The sequence below is a fragment of the Bradyrhizobium sp. cir1 genome (assembly GCF_014198245.1).
Classification (GTDB): domain Bacteria; phylum Pseudomonadota; class Alphaproteobacteria; order Rhizobiales; family Xanthobacteraceae; genus Bradyrhizobium.
This window is the reverse complement of record NZ_JACIHE010000007.1, coordinates 287,208-300,399: the sequence shown is the minus strand read 5'-3', so window position 1 is coordinate 300,399 and position 13,192 is coordinate 287,208. Positions and strand designations below refer to the sequence as shown.

Annotated in this window: 15 protein-coding genes; 7 read left to right on the top strand and 8 right to left on the bottom strand. The window is 64.8% G+C overall.

Translation table 11 applies throughout. The features are described 5' to 3' along the window. Positions 1–88: 88 nt before the first annotated feature. On the top strand, positions 89–811 hold the full coding sequence (gene aqpZ / locus GGD63_RS17670; RefSeq protein ID WP_183244145.1) for an aquaporin Z: 723 nt from the start codon (positions 89–91) through the stop codon (positions 809–811). A 51-nt stretch (positions 812–862) separates the two neighbouring features. Here the strand turns inward: aqpZ and GGD63_RS17665 are convergent, their stop codons facing one another. Both GGD63_RS17665 and purE read right to left on the bottom strand, forming a co-directional pair. Further along, entirely contained in the window at positions 863–1,969 is a 1,107-nt protein-coding gene (locus GGD63_RS17665) for a 5-(carboxyamino)imidazole ribonucleotide synthase (RefSeq protein WP_183244143.1), read from the bottom strand. Next, positions 1,966–2,454, bottom strand: coding sequence for a 5-(carboxyamino)imidazole ribonucleotide mutase (purE, locus tag GGD63_RS17660; protein WP_183244140.1), 489 nt, complete (start codon positions 2,452–2,454; stop codon positions 1,966–1,968). The genes GGD63_RS17665 and purE overlap by 4 nt, the downstream gene beginning before the upstream one ends. 142 nt (positions 2,455–2,596) lie before the next feature. On the opposite strand from purE, the gene GGD63_RS17655 reads away from it, so the two are divergent. After that, positions 2,597–3,298 carry a GGDEF domain-containing protein gene (locus GGD63_RS17655; RefSeq protein WP_183244138.1) on the top strand — a complete coding sequence of 234 codons (702 nt, stop codon included), beginning with the start codon at positions 2,597–2,599 and terminating at the stop codon, positions 3,296–3,298. A 2-nt stretch (positions 3,299–3,300) separates the two neighbouring features. Here GGD63_RS17655 and GGD63_RS17650 read toward each other — a convergent pair whose 3' ends face one another. From GGD63_RS17650 to GGD63_RS17640, 3 genes are all read right to left on the bottom strand, one after another. Then, a complete protein-coding gene (locus GGD63_RS17650; protein WP_183244136.1) occupies positions 3,301–3,552 on the bottom strand; it encodes a hypothetical protein in 252 nt (83 codons plus the stop codon). Between the two features lie 22 nt (positions 3,553–3,574). Further along, positions 3,575–3,793: a hypothetical protein gene (locus GGD63_RS17645; protein ID WP_018641548.1), complete on the bottom strand. Its 219-nt coding sequence runs from the start codon at positions 3,791–3,793 to the stop codon at positions 3,575–3,577. Between the two features lie 140 nt (positions 3,794–3,933). Further along, complete coding sequence (locus GGD63_RS17640) at positions 3,934–4,140, bottom strand: YdcH family protein (RefSeq protein ID WP_018641547.1); 207 nt, start codon at positions 4,138–4,140, stop codon at positions 3,934–3,936. A 328-nt stretch (positions 4,141–4,468) separates the two neighbouring features. On the opposite strand from GGD63_RS17640, the gene GGD63_RS17635 reads away from it, so the two are divergent. Next, complete coding sequence (locus GGD63_RS17635) at positions 4,469–4,648, top strand: YdcH family protein (RefSeq protein ID WP_183244134.1); 180 nt, start codon at positions 4,469–4,471, stop codon at positions 4,646–4,648. 215 nt (positions 4,649–4,863) lie between these two features. Here the strand turns inward: GGD63_RS17635 and GGD63_RS17630 are convergent, their stop codons facing one another. After that, the gene (locus GGD63_RS17630; protein ID WP_183244132.1) at positions 4,864–5,967 is read right to left on the bottom strand and encodes an NAD(P)/FAD-dependent oxidoreductase; all 1,104 of its coding nucleotides are present in this window, start codon (positions 5,965–5,967) and stop codon (positions 4,864–4,866) included. A 202-nt stretch (positions 5,968–6,169) separates the two neighbouring features. Between GGD63_RS17630 and GGD63_RS17625 the strand changes: the two genes are divergently transcribed. Both GGD63_RS17625 and GGD63_RS17620 read left to right on the top strand, forming a co-directional pair. Further along, the gene (locus tag GGD63_RS17625; RefSeq protein ID WP_183244130.1) at positions 6,170–8,857 is read left to right on the top strand and encodes an EAL domain-containing protein; all 2,688 of its coding nucleotides are present in this window, start codon (positions 6,170–6,172) and stop codon (positions 8,855–8,857) included. 142 nt (positions 8,858–8,999) lie between these two features. Then, complete coding sequence (locus GGD63_RS17620) at positions 9,000–10,460, top strand: glycerol-3-phosphate dehydrogenase (RefSeq protein WP_183244128.1); 1,461 nt, start codon at positions 9,000–9,002, stop codon at positions 10,458–10,460. Here GGD63_RS17620 and GGD63_RS17615 read toward each other — a convergent pair. Beyond that, a complete protein-coding gene (locus GGD63_RS17615) occupies positions 10,457–10,759 on the bottom strand; it encodes a type II toxin-antitoxin system RelE/ParE family toxin (RefSeq protein ID WP_183244126.1) in 303 nt (100 codons plus the stop codon). The two genes, GGD63_RS17620 and GGD63_RS17615, sit on opposite strands and share 4 nt — an antisense overlap. Continuing rightward, positions 10,756–10,986, bottom strand: a complete 231-nt coding sequence (locus GGD63_RS17610; protein ID WP_183244124.1) for a hypothetical protein — start codon at positions 10,984–10,986, stop codon at positions 10,756–10,758. Before GGD63_RS17610 ends, GGD63_RS17615 begins: the two co-directional genes overlap by 4 nt. Positions 10,987–11,108: 122 nt before the next feature. On the opposite strand from GGD63_RS17610, the gene GGD63_RS17605 reads away from it, so the two are divergent. Continuing rightward, a complete protein-coding gene (locus GGD63_RS17605) occupies positions 11,109–12,281 on the top strand; it encodes an ABC transporter ATP-binding protein (protein ID WP_183244122.1) in 1,173 nt (390 codons plus the stop codon). Further along, positions 12,278–13,192 carry an ABC transporter permease gene (locus tag GGD63_RS17600; RefSeq protein ID WP_183244120.1) on the top strand — a complete coding sequence of 305 codons (915 nt, stop codon included), beginning with the start codon at positions 12,278–12,280 and terminating at the stop codon, positions 13,190–13,192. The genes GGD63_RS17605 and GGD63_RS17600 overlap by 4 nt, the downstream gene beginning before the upstream one ends.

Sequence of the window (13,192 nt, the reverse complement as noted above, 5' to 3'; positions counted from 1 at the left end):
TGTGCGGCCCCGATTTGGGAGATTTGGCGCCCTTAGCGGGGCCGCGACCGGAGCTTTGTTCCGGAATCTTTGAAATGAGGGGACGACAATGGATATGAAAAAATATGCTGCCGAGGCTATCGGCACCTTCTGGCTCACATTCGCAGGTTGTGGCAGCGCGGTGATCGCGGCCGGCTTCCCGCAAGTCGGAATAGGTCTGGTCGGCGTGTCCCTGGCTTTCGGTTTGAGCGTCGTCACGATGGCCTACGCGATCGGCCATATCTCGGGCTGTCATCTCAATCCGGCTGTCACGGTCGGCCTTGCCGCCGGCGGGCGCTTTCCCGCCGGCCAGATCCTGCCTTACGTGGTCGCGCAGGTGGCCGGCGCGATCGTGGCCGCCTGGCTCCTCTATGTCATCGCGAGCGGGGCCCCCGGCTTCGACGTCACCAAGGGCTTCGCGTCGAACGGATACGATGCGCATTCGCCCGGTCAGTACAGCATGATGGTCTGCTTCCTCACCGAGGTGGTGATGACCATGATGTTCCTGTTCATCATCATGGGTGCGACCCACGGTCGCGCGCCCGCGGGCTTCGCGCCGCTCGCGATCGGGCTTGCGCTGGTGATGATCCATCTCGTCAGCATTCCCGTCACCAACACGTCGGTGAACCCGGCGCGCAGCACCGGTCCCGCGCTGTTCGTCGGCGGCTGGGCGCTGTCGCAGCTCTGGCTGTTCTGGGTTGCGCCGCTGATCGGCGGTGCGCTCGGCGGGGTGATCTATCGCTGGCTCAGCGAGGAGCCCACGGGCGTCGTTGCAGGCGTAAAGACGGCGTAATTATCGAGCGGGATTGCAGCCTCTGCTGCAGTCCCCTCACTTGCCCTTGATTCACTTGCCTTTGGGCGGCCGAACTTCGGTGACGTGGCCCATCTTGCGGCCGGGGCGCGGCGCGCCCTTGCCGTAGATGTGCACCGTGGCGCCCGGGACGGTCAGCCACTTTTCGTAGTCGTTGATCTCGTCGCCGATCAGATTGGTCATGGTGACGATCTCGCCGTGGCGCACCGGCTTGCCGAGCGGCCAGCCGGCAATGGCGCGGATGTGCTGCTCGAACTGCGAGACGGAGGCGCCGTCCAGCGTCCAGTGCCCGGAATTGTGCACGCGCGGGGCGATCTCGTTGACCAGCACTTTCGGTCCGGTGCCGTTGGCGAGCACGAACATCTCCACCGCCAGCACGCCGACATAGTCGAGCGCAGTCGCGATCTTGCTCGCGACGTTGCGCGCTTCGTCCGCGAGCGCGTCCGGGATCGGCGCGGGCGCGCGCGATACTTTCAGGATGTGGTCGCGGTGCTCGTTCTCGGTCACGTCGAAACACTCGACCTCACCTGTGGCCGCGCGCGCGGCGATCACCGAGATCTCGCGCTCGAACGGCACGAAGGCCTCCAGGATTGCCGATTTGGTGGCGAGGCTGGTCCACACCTTGGCGATGTCGTCGCCCTCGCGGATGATGGTCTGGCCCTTGCCGTCATAGCCGAAGCGGCGGGTCTTCAGGACCGCCGGGAGGCCGATCCTCAGGATCGCCTCGCGCAGCGCGGAGACGGAGGTGACGTCAGCATAGGCCGCAGTGCCGATGCCGAGCTTCGTCACAAAATCCTTCTCGGCGAGTCGATCCTGGGTGGTCTCGAGGACCTTGCGATTGGGCAGCACCGGGCGGCGCGCGTCCAGCACCATCGCGGCGGCCGCCGGTACGTTCTCGAATTCGTAGGTGATGACGTCGACGTCGCTCGCGAACAACTCCAGCGCTTCGACGTCGGCATATTCGGCGCAGGTCGCATTCAGCACGACGTCGAAGGCCGGCGAATCCGGATCGGGCGAGAACACCTGGCAGCGAAGGCCGAGCCGCGCCGCAGCCATCGCCAGCATCCGCCCCAATTGTCCGCCGCCGAGGATTCCGATGGTGTCGCCGGGCTTCAGCTTCACCTGCTTTGCGTCAGTCACGCCTTGTCCTCCGGACGCTCGGCAACCGCGTCGCTCTGCGCCTTGCGCCAGGCGGCGAGACGGTCGGACAGGGCCGGGTCGGCCAATGCCAGCACGGCAGCCGCAAGCAGCGCCGCGTTGATCGCGCCGGCCTTGCCGATGGCGAGGGTGCCTACCGGGATGCCCGCGGGCATCTGCACGATCGAATAGAGCGAATCGAGGCCCTTGAGAGTCTTCGATTCGACGGGAACGCCGAACACCGGGAGTTCCGTCAGCGCCGCCGTCATGCCCGGCAGATGCGCAGCGCCGCCGGCGCCGGCGATGATGACCTTGTAACCCGTCGCCTTGGCGCCCTTGGCGAAGGCAAACAGCCGGTCAGGGGTGCGGTGGGCCGAAACGATGCGGGTCTCGGCGGCGATGCCGAGCGCATCGAGCGTCTCGGCGGCATGCCGCATCGTGTCCCAATCCGACTGGCTTCCCATGATGATGGCGATCGGCGCGGTCATGACGTCAATTGTGCTCGGGAAAACAGAAACATAGGCCAGATTAACGGTTCCGGCCGGCGGCTCGCAAGGCGGTGGCAAGGAGAAGGGAATGCACTATCCTGTCTTGGTGAATCCCCGCAAGCCTTCATTGAGCAGGAAGCCCATGAAGAAATCAAAAAGGGCGAGCGCTGCGAAGGCCCAAAAGGGCCGGAAGACCAGCGCCGGCCGATCCAAAGCCGTCTCGAATCGCCCGGCCAAGCCGGCCTCGCGCAGAGCGCCGGTTGCCGGCGACAGCAAGGCGACCATCCGCGGCCTCAAGGGTAAGCTCAAGGCGGCCCTGCTGCGGGTCTCGGAACTCGAGGCGGCCGCCGACACCGACTTCCTGCTCGAGATTCCGAACCGGCGCGGCTTCGAGCGCGAGCTCACGCGCGCCATTGCCTACATGAAGCGGTATCGCGCCAGCGGTGCGCTGATCGTGCTCGATGTCGACCGGCTGAAGCCGATCAACGATTCCTTCGGCCATGCCGCCGGCGACGAGGTGCTGAAGGCGATTGTCGCGACGCTGACGCGGCAGGTCCGCGCCTCCGACGTTGTCGGCCGGCTCGGCGGCGACGAGTTCGCACTGCTGTTGTGGAATCTCAACGAGACCGATGCCAAGGCGAAGGCCGCGACCTTCGAGCAGGCGATCGACGAATTGTCCTTCGCGTTCCGCGGCCAGCACGTGACGGCGGGCGCCTCCGCCGGTGTCGCCTTGCTCGGTCCGCACTCCGACCCAGCCAGCGCCCTGGAAGAGGCCGATGCCGCCATGTATCTGCGCAAGGCGCGCCGCCGGCACGAGCCGCCGATCAGGCTCGTCAGCAGCTGATCCTACAGCGCGGCAAGATCTTCCGGCACGTTGCCGAATTTGCGCAGCAGTGTCGCGTCGCCAAATTCGCCGGTCATGGGATCGCCGCTGCGGCTGAAGGCGACCGCGCCGATATGGCCGGCACCGCGCGCCAGAATCTCGGCGCGCCGGAGTGCCGCCGATGAGGACTGACACTCTTCCGCCGCGCCTGCGACGGGAGATCCGTCGGCATCGATCAAAAAGGGCATTGCAACGTAGTAGGTCACGTCCGACATGGCGTTGCTCCAATGTTGAAAGTTAAGCGGCGCTGCTCTTGCTCCGCACCTTGCTGCGCGTGGTCTCGGGAATGCAGCCGGCAGAAATCGCCGCCTGCAACTCTTCCAGCTCCGCCTCCAGATACTCGTTGGCCATGATCAGCGCCTTGATGGTGCTGCGCAGATTGCCGTCGCACATCGCGATCGCCTGATCGCAGGCCTGTTCGTAATGGCTGTTGTCCAAAAGGGCTGGTGCGGGCATCTGCGTTGTCCTTGTGAGTTTCCTTGGGTGTTTCCCTTGGGCGTTTCCTGGGGCGTCTGGCGCAGGAATGTTCCTATTTTGTTCTTTTTGAGTCAAGCGGATTCAGACGCGGGAACGCGTCTCGGCAGCGCGGGGGCCGATCAGGCGATGATGTCGGGCGTGATCTGGTCTTCGATGAACGCGATGCGGTCGCGCAACAACAGCTTGCGCTTCTTCAACCGCTGCAACCGCAACAGGTCGGGGGCAGGCGATTGATGCAGTGCATCGATCGCGGCATCGAGATCTCGGTGTTCCTGCTGCAACCGGGTGAGCTCGGCTTCGAGCTCACGCTCGTCTTCATGGGTCATGTCTGCGGTGGCCGAAAACCGATAGGCGTGTGATCTGGGCTGTGGATGCCCTGTGGAAATTATCGTCCTTGCGCGGCGTGACCGCAAGCGATCTCGGGCCGTCGCTCACCGATCTCTCGCAAGATATTTCGAGGGTTCGCTGCGGCGCTGCGCAAGCGCATTGATATCATGGATTTTTCCCGCGCGGTTCCGTACTCACGCTTCATTACATATGAATTTTCAAAAATGACACCGCGACGACGGATACCCATCGACAGAACGAATCGGTGATGTAGACTTCGCCGTCCGGATCGAATCCTGAGGTTCACCCCTACCGAGGAGGTTTCGAATGACAATTCAGGCACATCTTGTTGAATTGGAGCGGAAACACAAACTTCTCGAAAACGAATTGCACGAAGCTCTCGTGCACCTTTCAACAGACGACCTGCAAATTGTTGAGTTGAAGCGCCGGAAGTTGTTGGTCAAGGACCAGATCGAGCGTCTGAAGCAAGGCGATACGCTCCACTAGTAACCCCCATAACAGTGTTGAGTTGATCGTACCCTTTCAGGCAGGGATGAGAGCCTTTGAGCTCATCCCTGCTGCAAGGTGCGAGACCCCGCGCAATCATCGTTGCGTGTGGCCTAAAGCGCGATGGGATCAGGATGAATCGCCATCGCGCTTTAGGTTATTCGTTTGAGCATGATCTTTTCGGAAAACCGCTGCACACTTTTCCGGATCATGCTCTAGATCTCTGCGAGCTCGGCGACGTGATCGGCGATCGCGAGCGAGGACGTCAGTCCCGGCGATTCGATGCCGAACAGGTTGATCAGACCTGCGACGCCGTGATCGCGCGGCCCCTGCATCAGGAAATCCTGCGTGGCCACGGCCGGCGGCACGATCTTCGGGCGGATGCCCGAATAGCTCGGCATCAATGCGCCGTCGGGCAGCGTCGGCCAGTATTTGCGGATGGCCGGGTAGAAGCGCTCGGCGCGTGATGGATCGACCTCGTAGTTGATCGTCTCGATCCACTCGACATCAGGACCGAAACGCGCCTGCCCTGCCATGTCCAGTGTCAAATGTACCCCTAGCCCGCCGGGCTCGGGCACCGGATAGATCAGGCGAGAGAACGGCGCCCTGGCGTTGCAGCTGAAGTAGTTTCCCTTGGCGAGATAGGCCGGCGGAATCCGGTCCAGCGGCATGCCCTCGATATTGCGCGCGACCGTCGTCGCCGAGAGACCCGCGGCGTTGACGAGGAGGCTGCATTGCAGCGTCATCGGCGCATCGCCACCGGCCTCGACCTCGATCATGCCGGCCGCCGCCTTGGCGCGGACCAGCGGAGTGTGAAACGCGAAGGCCGCGCCGGCTTCCTCGGCCTCGCCGCGCAGCGAGAGCATGTAGGCGTGGCTGTCGATGATGCCGGTCGAGGGCGAGAGCAGCGCGGCGTCGCAGGCGAGGGCAGGCTCCAGCGCGCGTGCGGCCTCGCCCGTGAGCAGCTGCATGTCGAGCACGCCATTGGCCTCGGCGTGCGCCTTGATCGATTGCAGCTTCTCGGTCTCTTTCGCATTGGTCGCGACGATCAGCTTGCCGCAATTCTTGTGGGGGATGCCGCGCTCGGCGCAGTAGCGATAGAGCGCGTGCTTGCCGCTGACGCACATCCGCGCCATCCAACTCCCGGCGCGGTAGTAGATGCCGGCATGGATCACCTCGCTGTTGCGCGAGGAGGTGATGGTGCCGATGGCCTCGGCCTCCTCGAGCACGATGACCTCGCGCCCGGCCTGGGCAAGCTTCCGGGCCACCGCGAGCCCGACCACGCCGGCTCCGATGACGATGCAGTCGACCTTATCCATGGTTGTGCAGGATGTCCGCTGGAAGCGCCGGTGGCATTGGACCTGAGAACGAGGGCTTGGGGCCGTTTTCCGTTAAGGAGGCATTTATCATGTCAGGGCAATTGCCGTGTTTGGCGTCACATTTTTCTGTTGCGCGTACAGGCGTTTACCCGATCCAAACCCGCGAGGCCAGACAATCCGACGTTGAAATCGCGGGTGGCTGATGGCTGAGAAGAACTGGCACGTGGGCGGCACGCTTCCGATTGCTGTGCAGGCCGTTGCGTGCCTGGCCGGCGCGGTCGTGCCCGCACGCGCCTTTGCACTCTCGGACAGCCACGTCCCGCCGAGCTATCTCGGCCAGCTCGATCCCAACGTGATCTGGGAAGCCCTGATCGCGGGCATCGTCGTCTGCGCATTCCTCGCCGCGATCGCGCTGTGGATCCATTCCTCGCTGCGCCGGACCCGGCGTCTGCAGCTGCGGCGCAACGCCTTCGTCTCCTCCGCCATGAACAATCTCAACCAGGGCGTGGTCATGACGGATGCGCAGCGGCGCATCATCTTCTGCAATGACCGCTATCTCGATATCTACGGCCTGGCGCGGTCGGATCTCTGGGCCGACATGAACGGCCACGAGCTCCTCGATCTGCGACGCAAGCGCGGCGTGCTCGGCGGGGTCTCCGACGGCGAGTTCTTCGAGAAGGCGGCGAGCCCCAACGGCCTGATCACGGAACTGCCGGATGGCCGTGCCATCCTGGTGAAATATTACGTGCTGCCGAACGGCGGCTCGGTGGCGACGCATCTGGACGTCAGCGAGCAGCGCAGGCTGTCGCGGCAGCTCGCCTCGACCAAGCAGTTCCTGGAAACCGTGCTGGACAATGTGCCGGCCTGCGTCGCCGCCAAGAACATCGAGGACGGCCGCTACATTTTCGCCAACAGCGCCTATGAGCGGTTCTGGGGGTTCTCGCGGGATCATGTCGTCGGCAAGAATGCGCGCGAGCTGTTCGCGCCGATCTCGGCCGCCAGCATCGAGGCGACCGACCGGGCGGCGCTCAATTCGCCGGACGGCCAGTTCCGCAATGAGTTCGAGGTCGACCGCGGCGGGGAGCGGCGCATGGTGGCCTCGATCCGGATCGTCGTCCGCAACGAGAGCAACAAGCCCGAATTCCTGATGCTGGTGTTCGAGGACATCACGGACCGCCGCTCGCTGTCGCAGGAGCTGGAGAGCACCAAGAAGTTCCTCGAGCTCGTGGTCGACAACATCCCGGTCGCGCTGATCGTGGAGCAGGTCAAGGACGGCCGTTATCTCCTCGCCAACCGCAGCGCCGAGACGATCCTCAACCGCCGGCGCGAGGAAGCCACGGGCCTGACCGCATCCGACATCTTCAATCCCAAGGAAGCCAAGCTGATCATCGCGCGCGACGAGGCGGCGATCAAGAAGCGCGGGATGATCACCGAGGAACATCCGATCTCCACCAAGGACGGCCTGCGGCTGTTCCTGACCCGCCGCGCCACCGTGCTCAGCGATGCCGGTGAGCCGCAATATCTGATCAAGACCCACGAGGACGTCACCGACCGCCGGCAGACCGAGTCGCGCATGGCGCACATGGCCTATCATGACGGTCTCACGGACTTGCCGAACCGCGCCGCCTTCCTGCAGGCGCTGACCCAGATGATCGAGGCCTGCGAAGGCACCGGCGAGGAGTTCGCCGTCCTCTGCATCGACCTCGACGGGCTCAAGGAGGTCAACGACGTCTTCGGCCATGCGCTCGGCGACAAGCTCCTGATCGAGGTGGCCCAGCGGCTCCAGGACTCCGCGCGGGGCGGCGTGGTGGCGCGCCTGTCCGGTGACGAGTTCGGCCTGATCATCGACGGCAAGCAGCCGGAAGCGGGTCTCGCGCTGGCGCAGCTGATCGGCGAAGCCGTCGCGCAGGAGTTCCAGATCGATGGCCGGCCGGTCCGTGCCGGTGTCACCACCGGCATGTCGATCTTCCCGCACAACGGCGCTGATGGTGCCTCGCTGCTCGCCAATGCCGGCGCGGCGCTGTTCCGCGCCAAGCAGAAGTCGCGCGGCACCATCAGCCTCTACCAGCCGGAGATGGACCAGCAGATCCGCGATCGCCGCGTGCTGCATCAGGACCTCTCGATGGCGATCAAGAACGGCGAGCTCTCGCTCGCCTTCCAGCCGCAGGGGGCCGCGGGCCTCAGCGTCGCCGAGAGCGAGATCATCGGCTTCGAGGCGCTGGCGCGCTGGCAGCATCCGGTGCGCGGCCAGGTCTCGCCGGCCGAATTCATCCCGATCGCCGAGGAGAGCGGCCTGATCGTCGAGATGGGCGAGTGGATCTTGCGTGAGGCCTGCCGCGAGGCGGCGTCCTGGCCAAAGCCGCTCCAGGTCGCGGTCAATTTGTCGCCGGCGCAGTTCATGCACGGCGACGTGGTCGGGCTGGTCCACTCGATCCTGATCGAGACGGGGCTTGCGCCCGGCCGGCTCGAGCTCGAGATCACCGAGGGCGTGCTGATCGAGGACTTCGACCGGGGCCTTGCGCTGCTGCGCCGCCTCAAGGCGCTCGGCGTGCGCATTTCCATGGACGATTTCGGCAGCGGCTATTCCTCGCTGAGCTATCTCCAGGCGTTCCCGTTCGACAAGATCAAGATCGACCGCGCCTTCATCATCAATCTCGGCCGCAACCCGCAATCGGCGGCGATCGTGCGCGCCGTGATCGATCTCGGCCACGGCCTCGAAATGTCGATTATCGCTGAGGGCGTCGAGACGGTCGAACAGCTCACCTTCCTCGCCAAGGAGGGCTGCGACGGCGTGCAGGGCTATCTGCTCGGCAAGCCCCTGCCGATCGGCAAATATGCCGATCTCGTCGGCCGCGACGAGACCATGGAGCTCGCGCTCAAGACCGGTTAGCTCGTTTTCGAGCGAAGTGGATACCGGTTCGCGTCAAGGAAAACGCGTCAAAATAAGAATCTAGAGCCCCGTTCCGATTTCATCGGAACGAAAATGGCTCTAGGGATGAGAGCGTTTCGTTTCGCGCCCTCTCGACGGTTTCATGGCGGACTATGACCTTGCGATCATCGGCGGCGGCCTGAACGGTGTCAGCCTCGCGCGCGATGCGGCCGGCCGCGGTCTGCGCGTGATTCTGTTCGAGCAGGGCGATCTTGCCGGCGCTGCGTCGTCGGCGACACCGCGGCTGATCCATGGCGACCTGTCGGTGCTGGAGCGCCGCGGCTTCTGGCGGGTGCGCCGGGCGCTCGCCGAGCGCCGGATCTGGCTCCGGATCGCGCCGCACCTGGTCCGGCCGATGCGCTTCGTGATCCCCGCGCATTCCGAGGAGCGTCCGCCATGGCTATTGCGCGCCGGTCTCTATGTTTATGACGGCATCACGAACCGGGGCGGCCTGCCGCCCTCAGTGACCCTCGACATCACGCATCATCCGGTCGGCAACGCGCTGAAACGTCCGTTCGGCACGGCGTTCGAATATTCGGACTGCGTCGTCGACGATTCCCGCCTGGTCGTGCTCACGGCGCTGGATGCCGCCGAACGTGGCGCGGCGATCCGGACCGGGGCGCGCTGCGTCCGTGCCGATCGAACCGAGACCTGGCGGCTCGCTGTGGTCGATCGCGGCCATCGCCGTACGGTCACGGCGCGGGCACTGGCCAACGCCACCGGCGCCTGGACCGCGATGGTCGCGGAGACCGTGCTGCGGCAGCCGCAGCCGGCGATGGCGGCCATGCAGATGAGCCAGATCGTCGTGCCGCGCCTGTTCGATTGTGAAAACGTGTACGTCTTTCAGAACAATGATGGGCGGCTGATCTTCGCCCGGCCCTTCGAGCGGGACTTCACGCTGATCGGGACGGTCACGCATGCTTTCACCGGCGACCCCGCGATCGTCGCGATGCCGGGCGCCGACGTCAGCTATCTCTGCGAGGCCGCCAGCCGCTATTTCCGCGAGCGCGTTGCCCCGACCGACGTGGTCCGCACGGTGTCCGGCGTCAATTTGGCGCTGGCGTCCGCGCGCGGGCGCGAGGGCGCGACGTTGTTCCATGCGCGCCGGCGCAAGGCGCCGCTGCTGACGATGTTCGGCGGCGATGTCACCACCTCGCGCCTGCGCGCGGAGCGGGCGGTGACGAAGCTGACCCCGTTCTATCCGATGTCGCCGCCCTGGACCGCCGGCGCGGCGCTGCCCGGTGGAGATTTCGCCTGGGACCGTTTCGACACCGAGGTCGACCTCGCGCGCGACAGCTGGCGCTTTCTGTCGGAGCCAGAGGCCCAGCGGCTGGTCGCGGCCTATGGCTCGCGATTGCCGGCAATGCTGGGCGAAGCGAAGACGCGCGAGGAGCTCGGCCCAGCCTTTGGTCCCGAACTGACCGGTGCCGAGGTGCGTTATCTTATGGCCAACGAATGGGCGCGCTTTCCGGACGACATCCTTTGGCGCCGTTCCAAGCTGGGCCTGACAATGCCTCCAGCGGACCGCGACGCGCTGGCCGCGTTCATGGCGAATGTGAGCTAGTCGGAATCTCGCGCACCCGGCATCCTTCCGGGATCGCGAGCCCCATGGCGGATAGCATGGATGATGATCTCCTGAGTCCCGATCTCGTAAATGACGAGAAACGGGTAGGGCGTTGTGGTCAATCTCCGGATATCCGGATCGTCAGTTCGCAGACCGATCTCGGGATGTGCCAGCAGCAGACCAATAACGTCCTGAATGCGCTTTTGGACGCGTGCCGCTCCCTGAGGAGACGCTTCTGCAATGTAAGTCAGAATGGAATCGAGGTCGGCGAGCGCCGGAAGTGTGTAGCGAATATTCACAGGCCGTGTTTGGCCCAAGTCGCTCGGACCTGAGCCTCGGTTGCGAATTCACCCCGTTTAGCCGCAGCCTTCGATGCGGCAATTGCCGATCTTTCATCATCCGACAGGATGACAGGAGGCGCTGCCTCGGCACCGGCGAGCTGGAGTACGATCCGGGCAATGTCGTCCTGCGCGTCCGAAGGCAGACTGCGCGCGATCTCCAGGGCCTGATCCAGCAACTTGGTCATGTCGCGATCATACGCCCTTTGGCGCCCCGCATGAAGGCCAATTTGGGCTGATCCACCCTGTAGCGGTTGAGCAAAGGCCGATCGGCCGCTAGCGTGCGGCGGAATCGGGGTTGGCAGGGACCATGGCGGAAGAGTTACCCGGAACGAATTTGGCGGCGGATGCAGCTGCCAGAGATGCATTTCCGGCCGCGGGCCAGCCGCTGCTGCGCATCGAGGCTGTCGCCAAGACCTTTGGGACGTTCCGGGCCGTGGACGGCGTGTCGCTCGACATCAAGGCCGGCGAGTTCTTCGCGCTGCTGGGCCCCAGCGGCTGCGGCAAGACCACGCTCTTGCGCATGCTCGCGGGCTTCGAGGCGCCGGATGGGGGGCGCATCCTGCTCGGCGGCAAGGATATCGCGCAGGCGCTGCCGCACGAGCGCCCGATCAACATGATGTTCCAGAACTACGCGCTGTTTCCGCATCTGTCGGTGCGCGACAACATCGCCTTCGGCCTGAAGCGCGCCGGCATGGCGCGCGCCGACATCGCCACGCGTGTTGCGGAGATGGTCGCGCTGGTGAAGCTCGAGGGCCTGGAGAAGCGCAAGCCGGACCAGCTTTCCGGCGGCCAGCGCCAGCGCGTCGCGCTCGCCCGCGCCCTGGCGCGACGGCCGCAATTGTTGCTGCTCGACGAGCCGCTCGCAGCCCTGGACAAGAAGCTGCGCGAGAGCACGCAAGGCGAGCTGATGGAGCTGCAGCGGCGGCTCGGCATGACTTTCATCATCGTCACCCACGACCAGGAGGAGGCGATGACGATGGCGAGCCGGATCGGCGTGATGAAAGCCGGCAAGCTCGCCCAGGTCGCGAGCCCCCGCGAGCTCTACGAGGCGCCGCGCTCGCGCTGGATCGCGGAGTTCGTCGGCGACATCAATTTGTTCGACGGCGAGTCCAAATTGCGCGATGGCCATCGTCTGGTCATTGGCACGCGCGATGCGGGTGCGCTGGTGGTGGCCGAACCACGCGAGCCGGTCGGCACCGGAAGATTCACGGTCGCGATTCGCCCCGAGAAGGTCAAGCTCTCGCGCCGCGGCCCGGTGAGCGAGGCCGGTCGTGAGACGGCGATCAACACCCTCGACGGCGTGATCGCCGACATCTGCTATCTCGGCGGCACCACCACCTACAAGGTAAAGCTCGACACCGGCGGGATGCTGCAGGCTTCGGTCGCCAACAGTGCGCGCATCGATGTCGACGCCTACAGCCTGAACCAGAATGTCGTCGCCTGGTTCACGCCCGACGATTGCGTGGTGCTGCCGTCATGAGCTCCCGCCGCATTTTCGCGCGACCGGCGCGCTTTGCCGCGATCGCACCCTATGTCTGGATGGCGCTGTTCTTCCTGGTGCCGTTCGCTTTCGTGCTCAAGATCAGCCTGTCGCAGACCGCAATCGCGCAGCCGCCTTACGAGCCTGTGTTCGACCTGACGGCGGGATGGGAAGCGCTCAAGGCCGCCTTCGCCGCGCTGTCGGTCGACAATTTCAGGCTGCTTGGCTCCGACGACATCTATGTGTTCGCCTATGTGCGCAGTCTCACCGTTGCCGTCACAGCGACCGCGCTGCTGCTTCTGATCGGCTATCCCATTGCCTATGGCATGGCGCGATTGCCGAAGCGCTGGCAGGCCATAGCGATGGTGCTGGTGATCGTGCCGTTCTGGACCTCGTTCCTGATCCGCATCTATGCCTGGATCAACATCCTCCAGCATGACGGCCTGCTCAACCAGATCCTGCTGGCGCTGCATCTGGTCAGCCAGCCCGTGGTGTGGCTCTCCACAGATACCGCGATGTATATCGGCATCGTCTATTCGTATTTGCCGTTCATGATCCTGCCGCTCTACGCCACACTCGCCAAGATGGAGCCGGTGCTGGAGGAGGCGGCCTCCGATCTCGGCGCGCCGCCGTGGCAGGTGTTCTGGCTCGTCACCTTTCCGCTGTCGCTGCCCGGCGTCGGTGCCGGCGTGCTGCTGTGCTTCATCCCCATCGTCGGCGAGTTCGTCATCCCTGATCTCCTGGCCGGCTCCAATTCGCTGATGATCGGCCAGACCCTGTGGCTCGAATTCTTCACCAACAAGGACTGGCCGGTCGCCTCCGCCGCGGCCATCGTGCTGCTGGTGGTGCTGCTGCTGCCGCTGCTGCTCTACGAGCGGCTGCAGAAGCGGCAGCTCGAACAGGGAAGGTAG

Bases quoted from the DNA above. Each gene is read 5' to 3' on its own strand.
- aqpZ (WP_183244145.1), top strand. From the start codon at position 89: ATGGATATGAAAAAATATGCTGCCGAGGCTATCGGCACCTTCTGGCTC.
- purE (WP_183244140.1), bottom strand. From the start codon at position 2,454: ATGACCGCGCCGATCGCCATCATCATGGGAAGCCAGTCGGATTGGGAC.
- GGD63_RS17655 (WP_183244138.1), top strand. From the start codon at position 2,597: ATGAAGAAATCAAAAAGGGCGAGCGCTGCGAAGGCCCAAAAGGGCCGG.
- GGD63_RS17650 (WP_183244136.1), bottom strand. From the start codon at position 3,552: ATGTCGGACGTGACCTACTACGTTGCAATGCCCTTTTTGATCGATGCC.
- GGD63_RS17645 (WP_018641548.1), bottom strand. From the start codon at position 3,793: ATGCCCGCACCAGCCCTTTTGGACAACAGCCATTACGAACAGGCCTGC.
- GGD63_RS17640 (WP_018641547.1), bottom strand. From the start codon at position 4,140: ATGACCCATGAAGACGAGCGTGAGCTCGAAGCCGAGCTCACCCGGTTG.
- GGD63_RS17635 (WP_183244134.1), top strand. From the start codon at position 4,469: ATGACAATTCAGGCACATCTTGTTGAATTGGAGCGGAAACACAAACTT.
- GGD63_RS17630 (WP_183244132.1), bottom strand. From the start codon at position 5,967: ATGGATAAGGTCGACTGCATCGTCATCGGAGCCGGCGTGGTCGGGCTC.
- GGD63_RS17625 (WP_183244130.1), top strand. From the start codon at position 6,170: ATGGCTGAGAAGAACTGGCACGTGGGCGGCACGCTTCCGATTGCTGTG.
- GGD63_RS17620 (WP_183244128.1), top strand. From the start codon at position 9,000: ATGGCGGACTATGACCTTGCGATCATCGGCGGCGGCCTGAACGGTGTC.
- GGD63_RS17610 (WP_183244124.1), bottom strand. From the start codon at position 10,986: ATGACCAAGTTGCTGGATCAGGCCCTGGAGATCGCGCGCAGTCTGCCT.
- GGD63_RS17605 (WP_183244122.1), top strand. From the start codon at position 11,109: ATGGCGGAAGAGTTACCCGGAACGAATTTGGCGGCGGATGCAGCTGCC.
- GGD63_RS17600 (WP_183244120.1), top strand. From the start codon at position 12,278: ATGAGCTCCCGCCGCATTTTCGCGCGACCGGCGCGCTTTGCCGCGATC.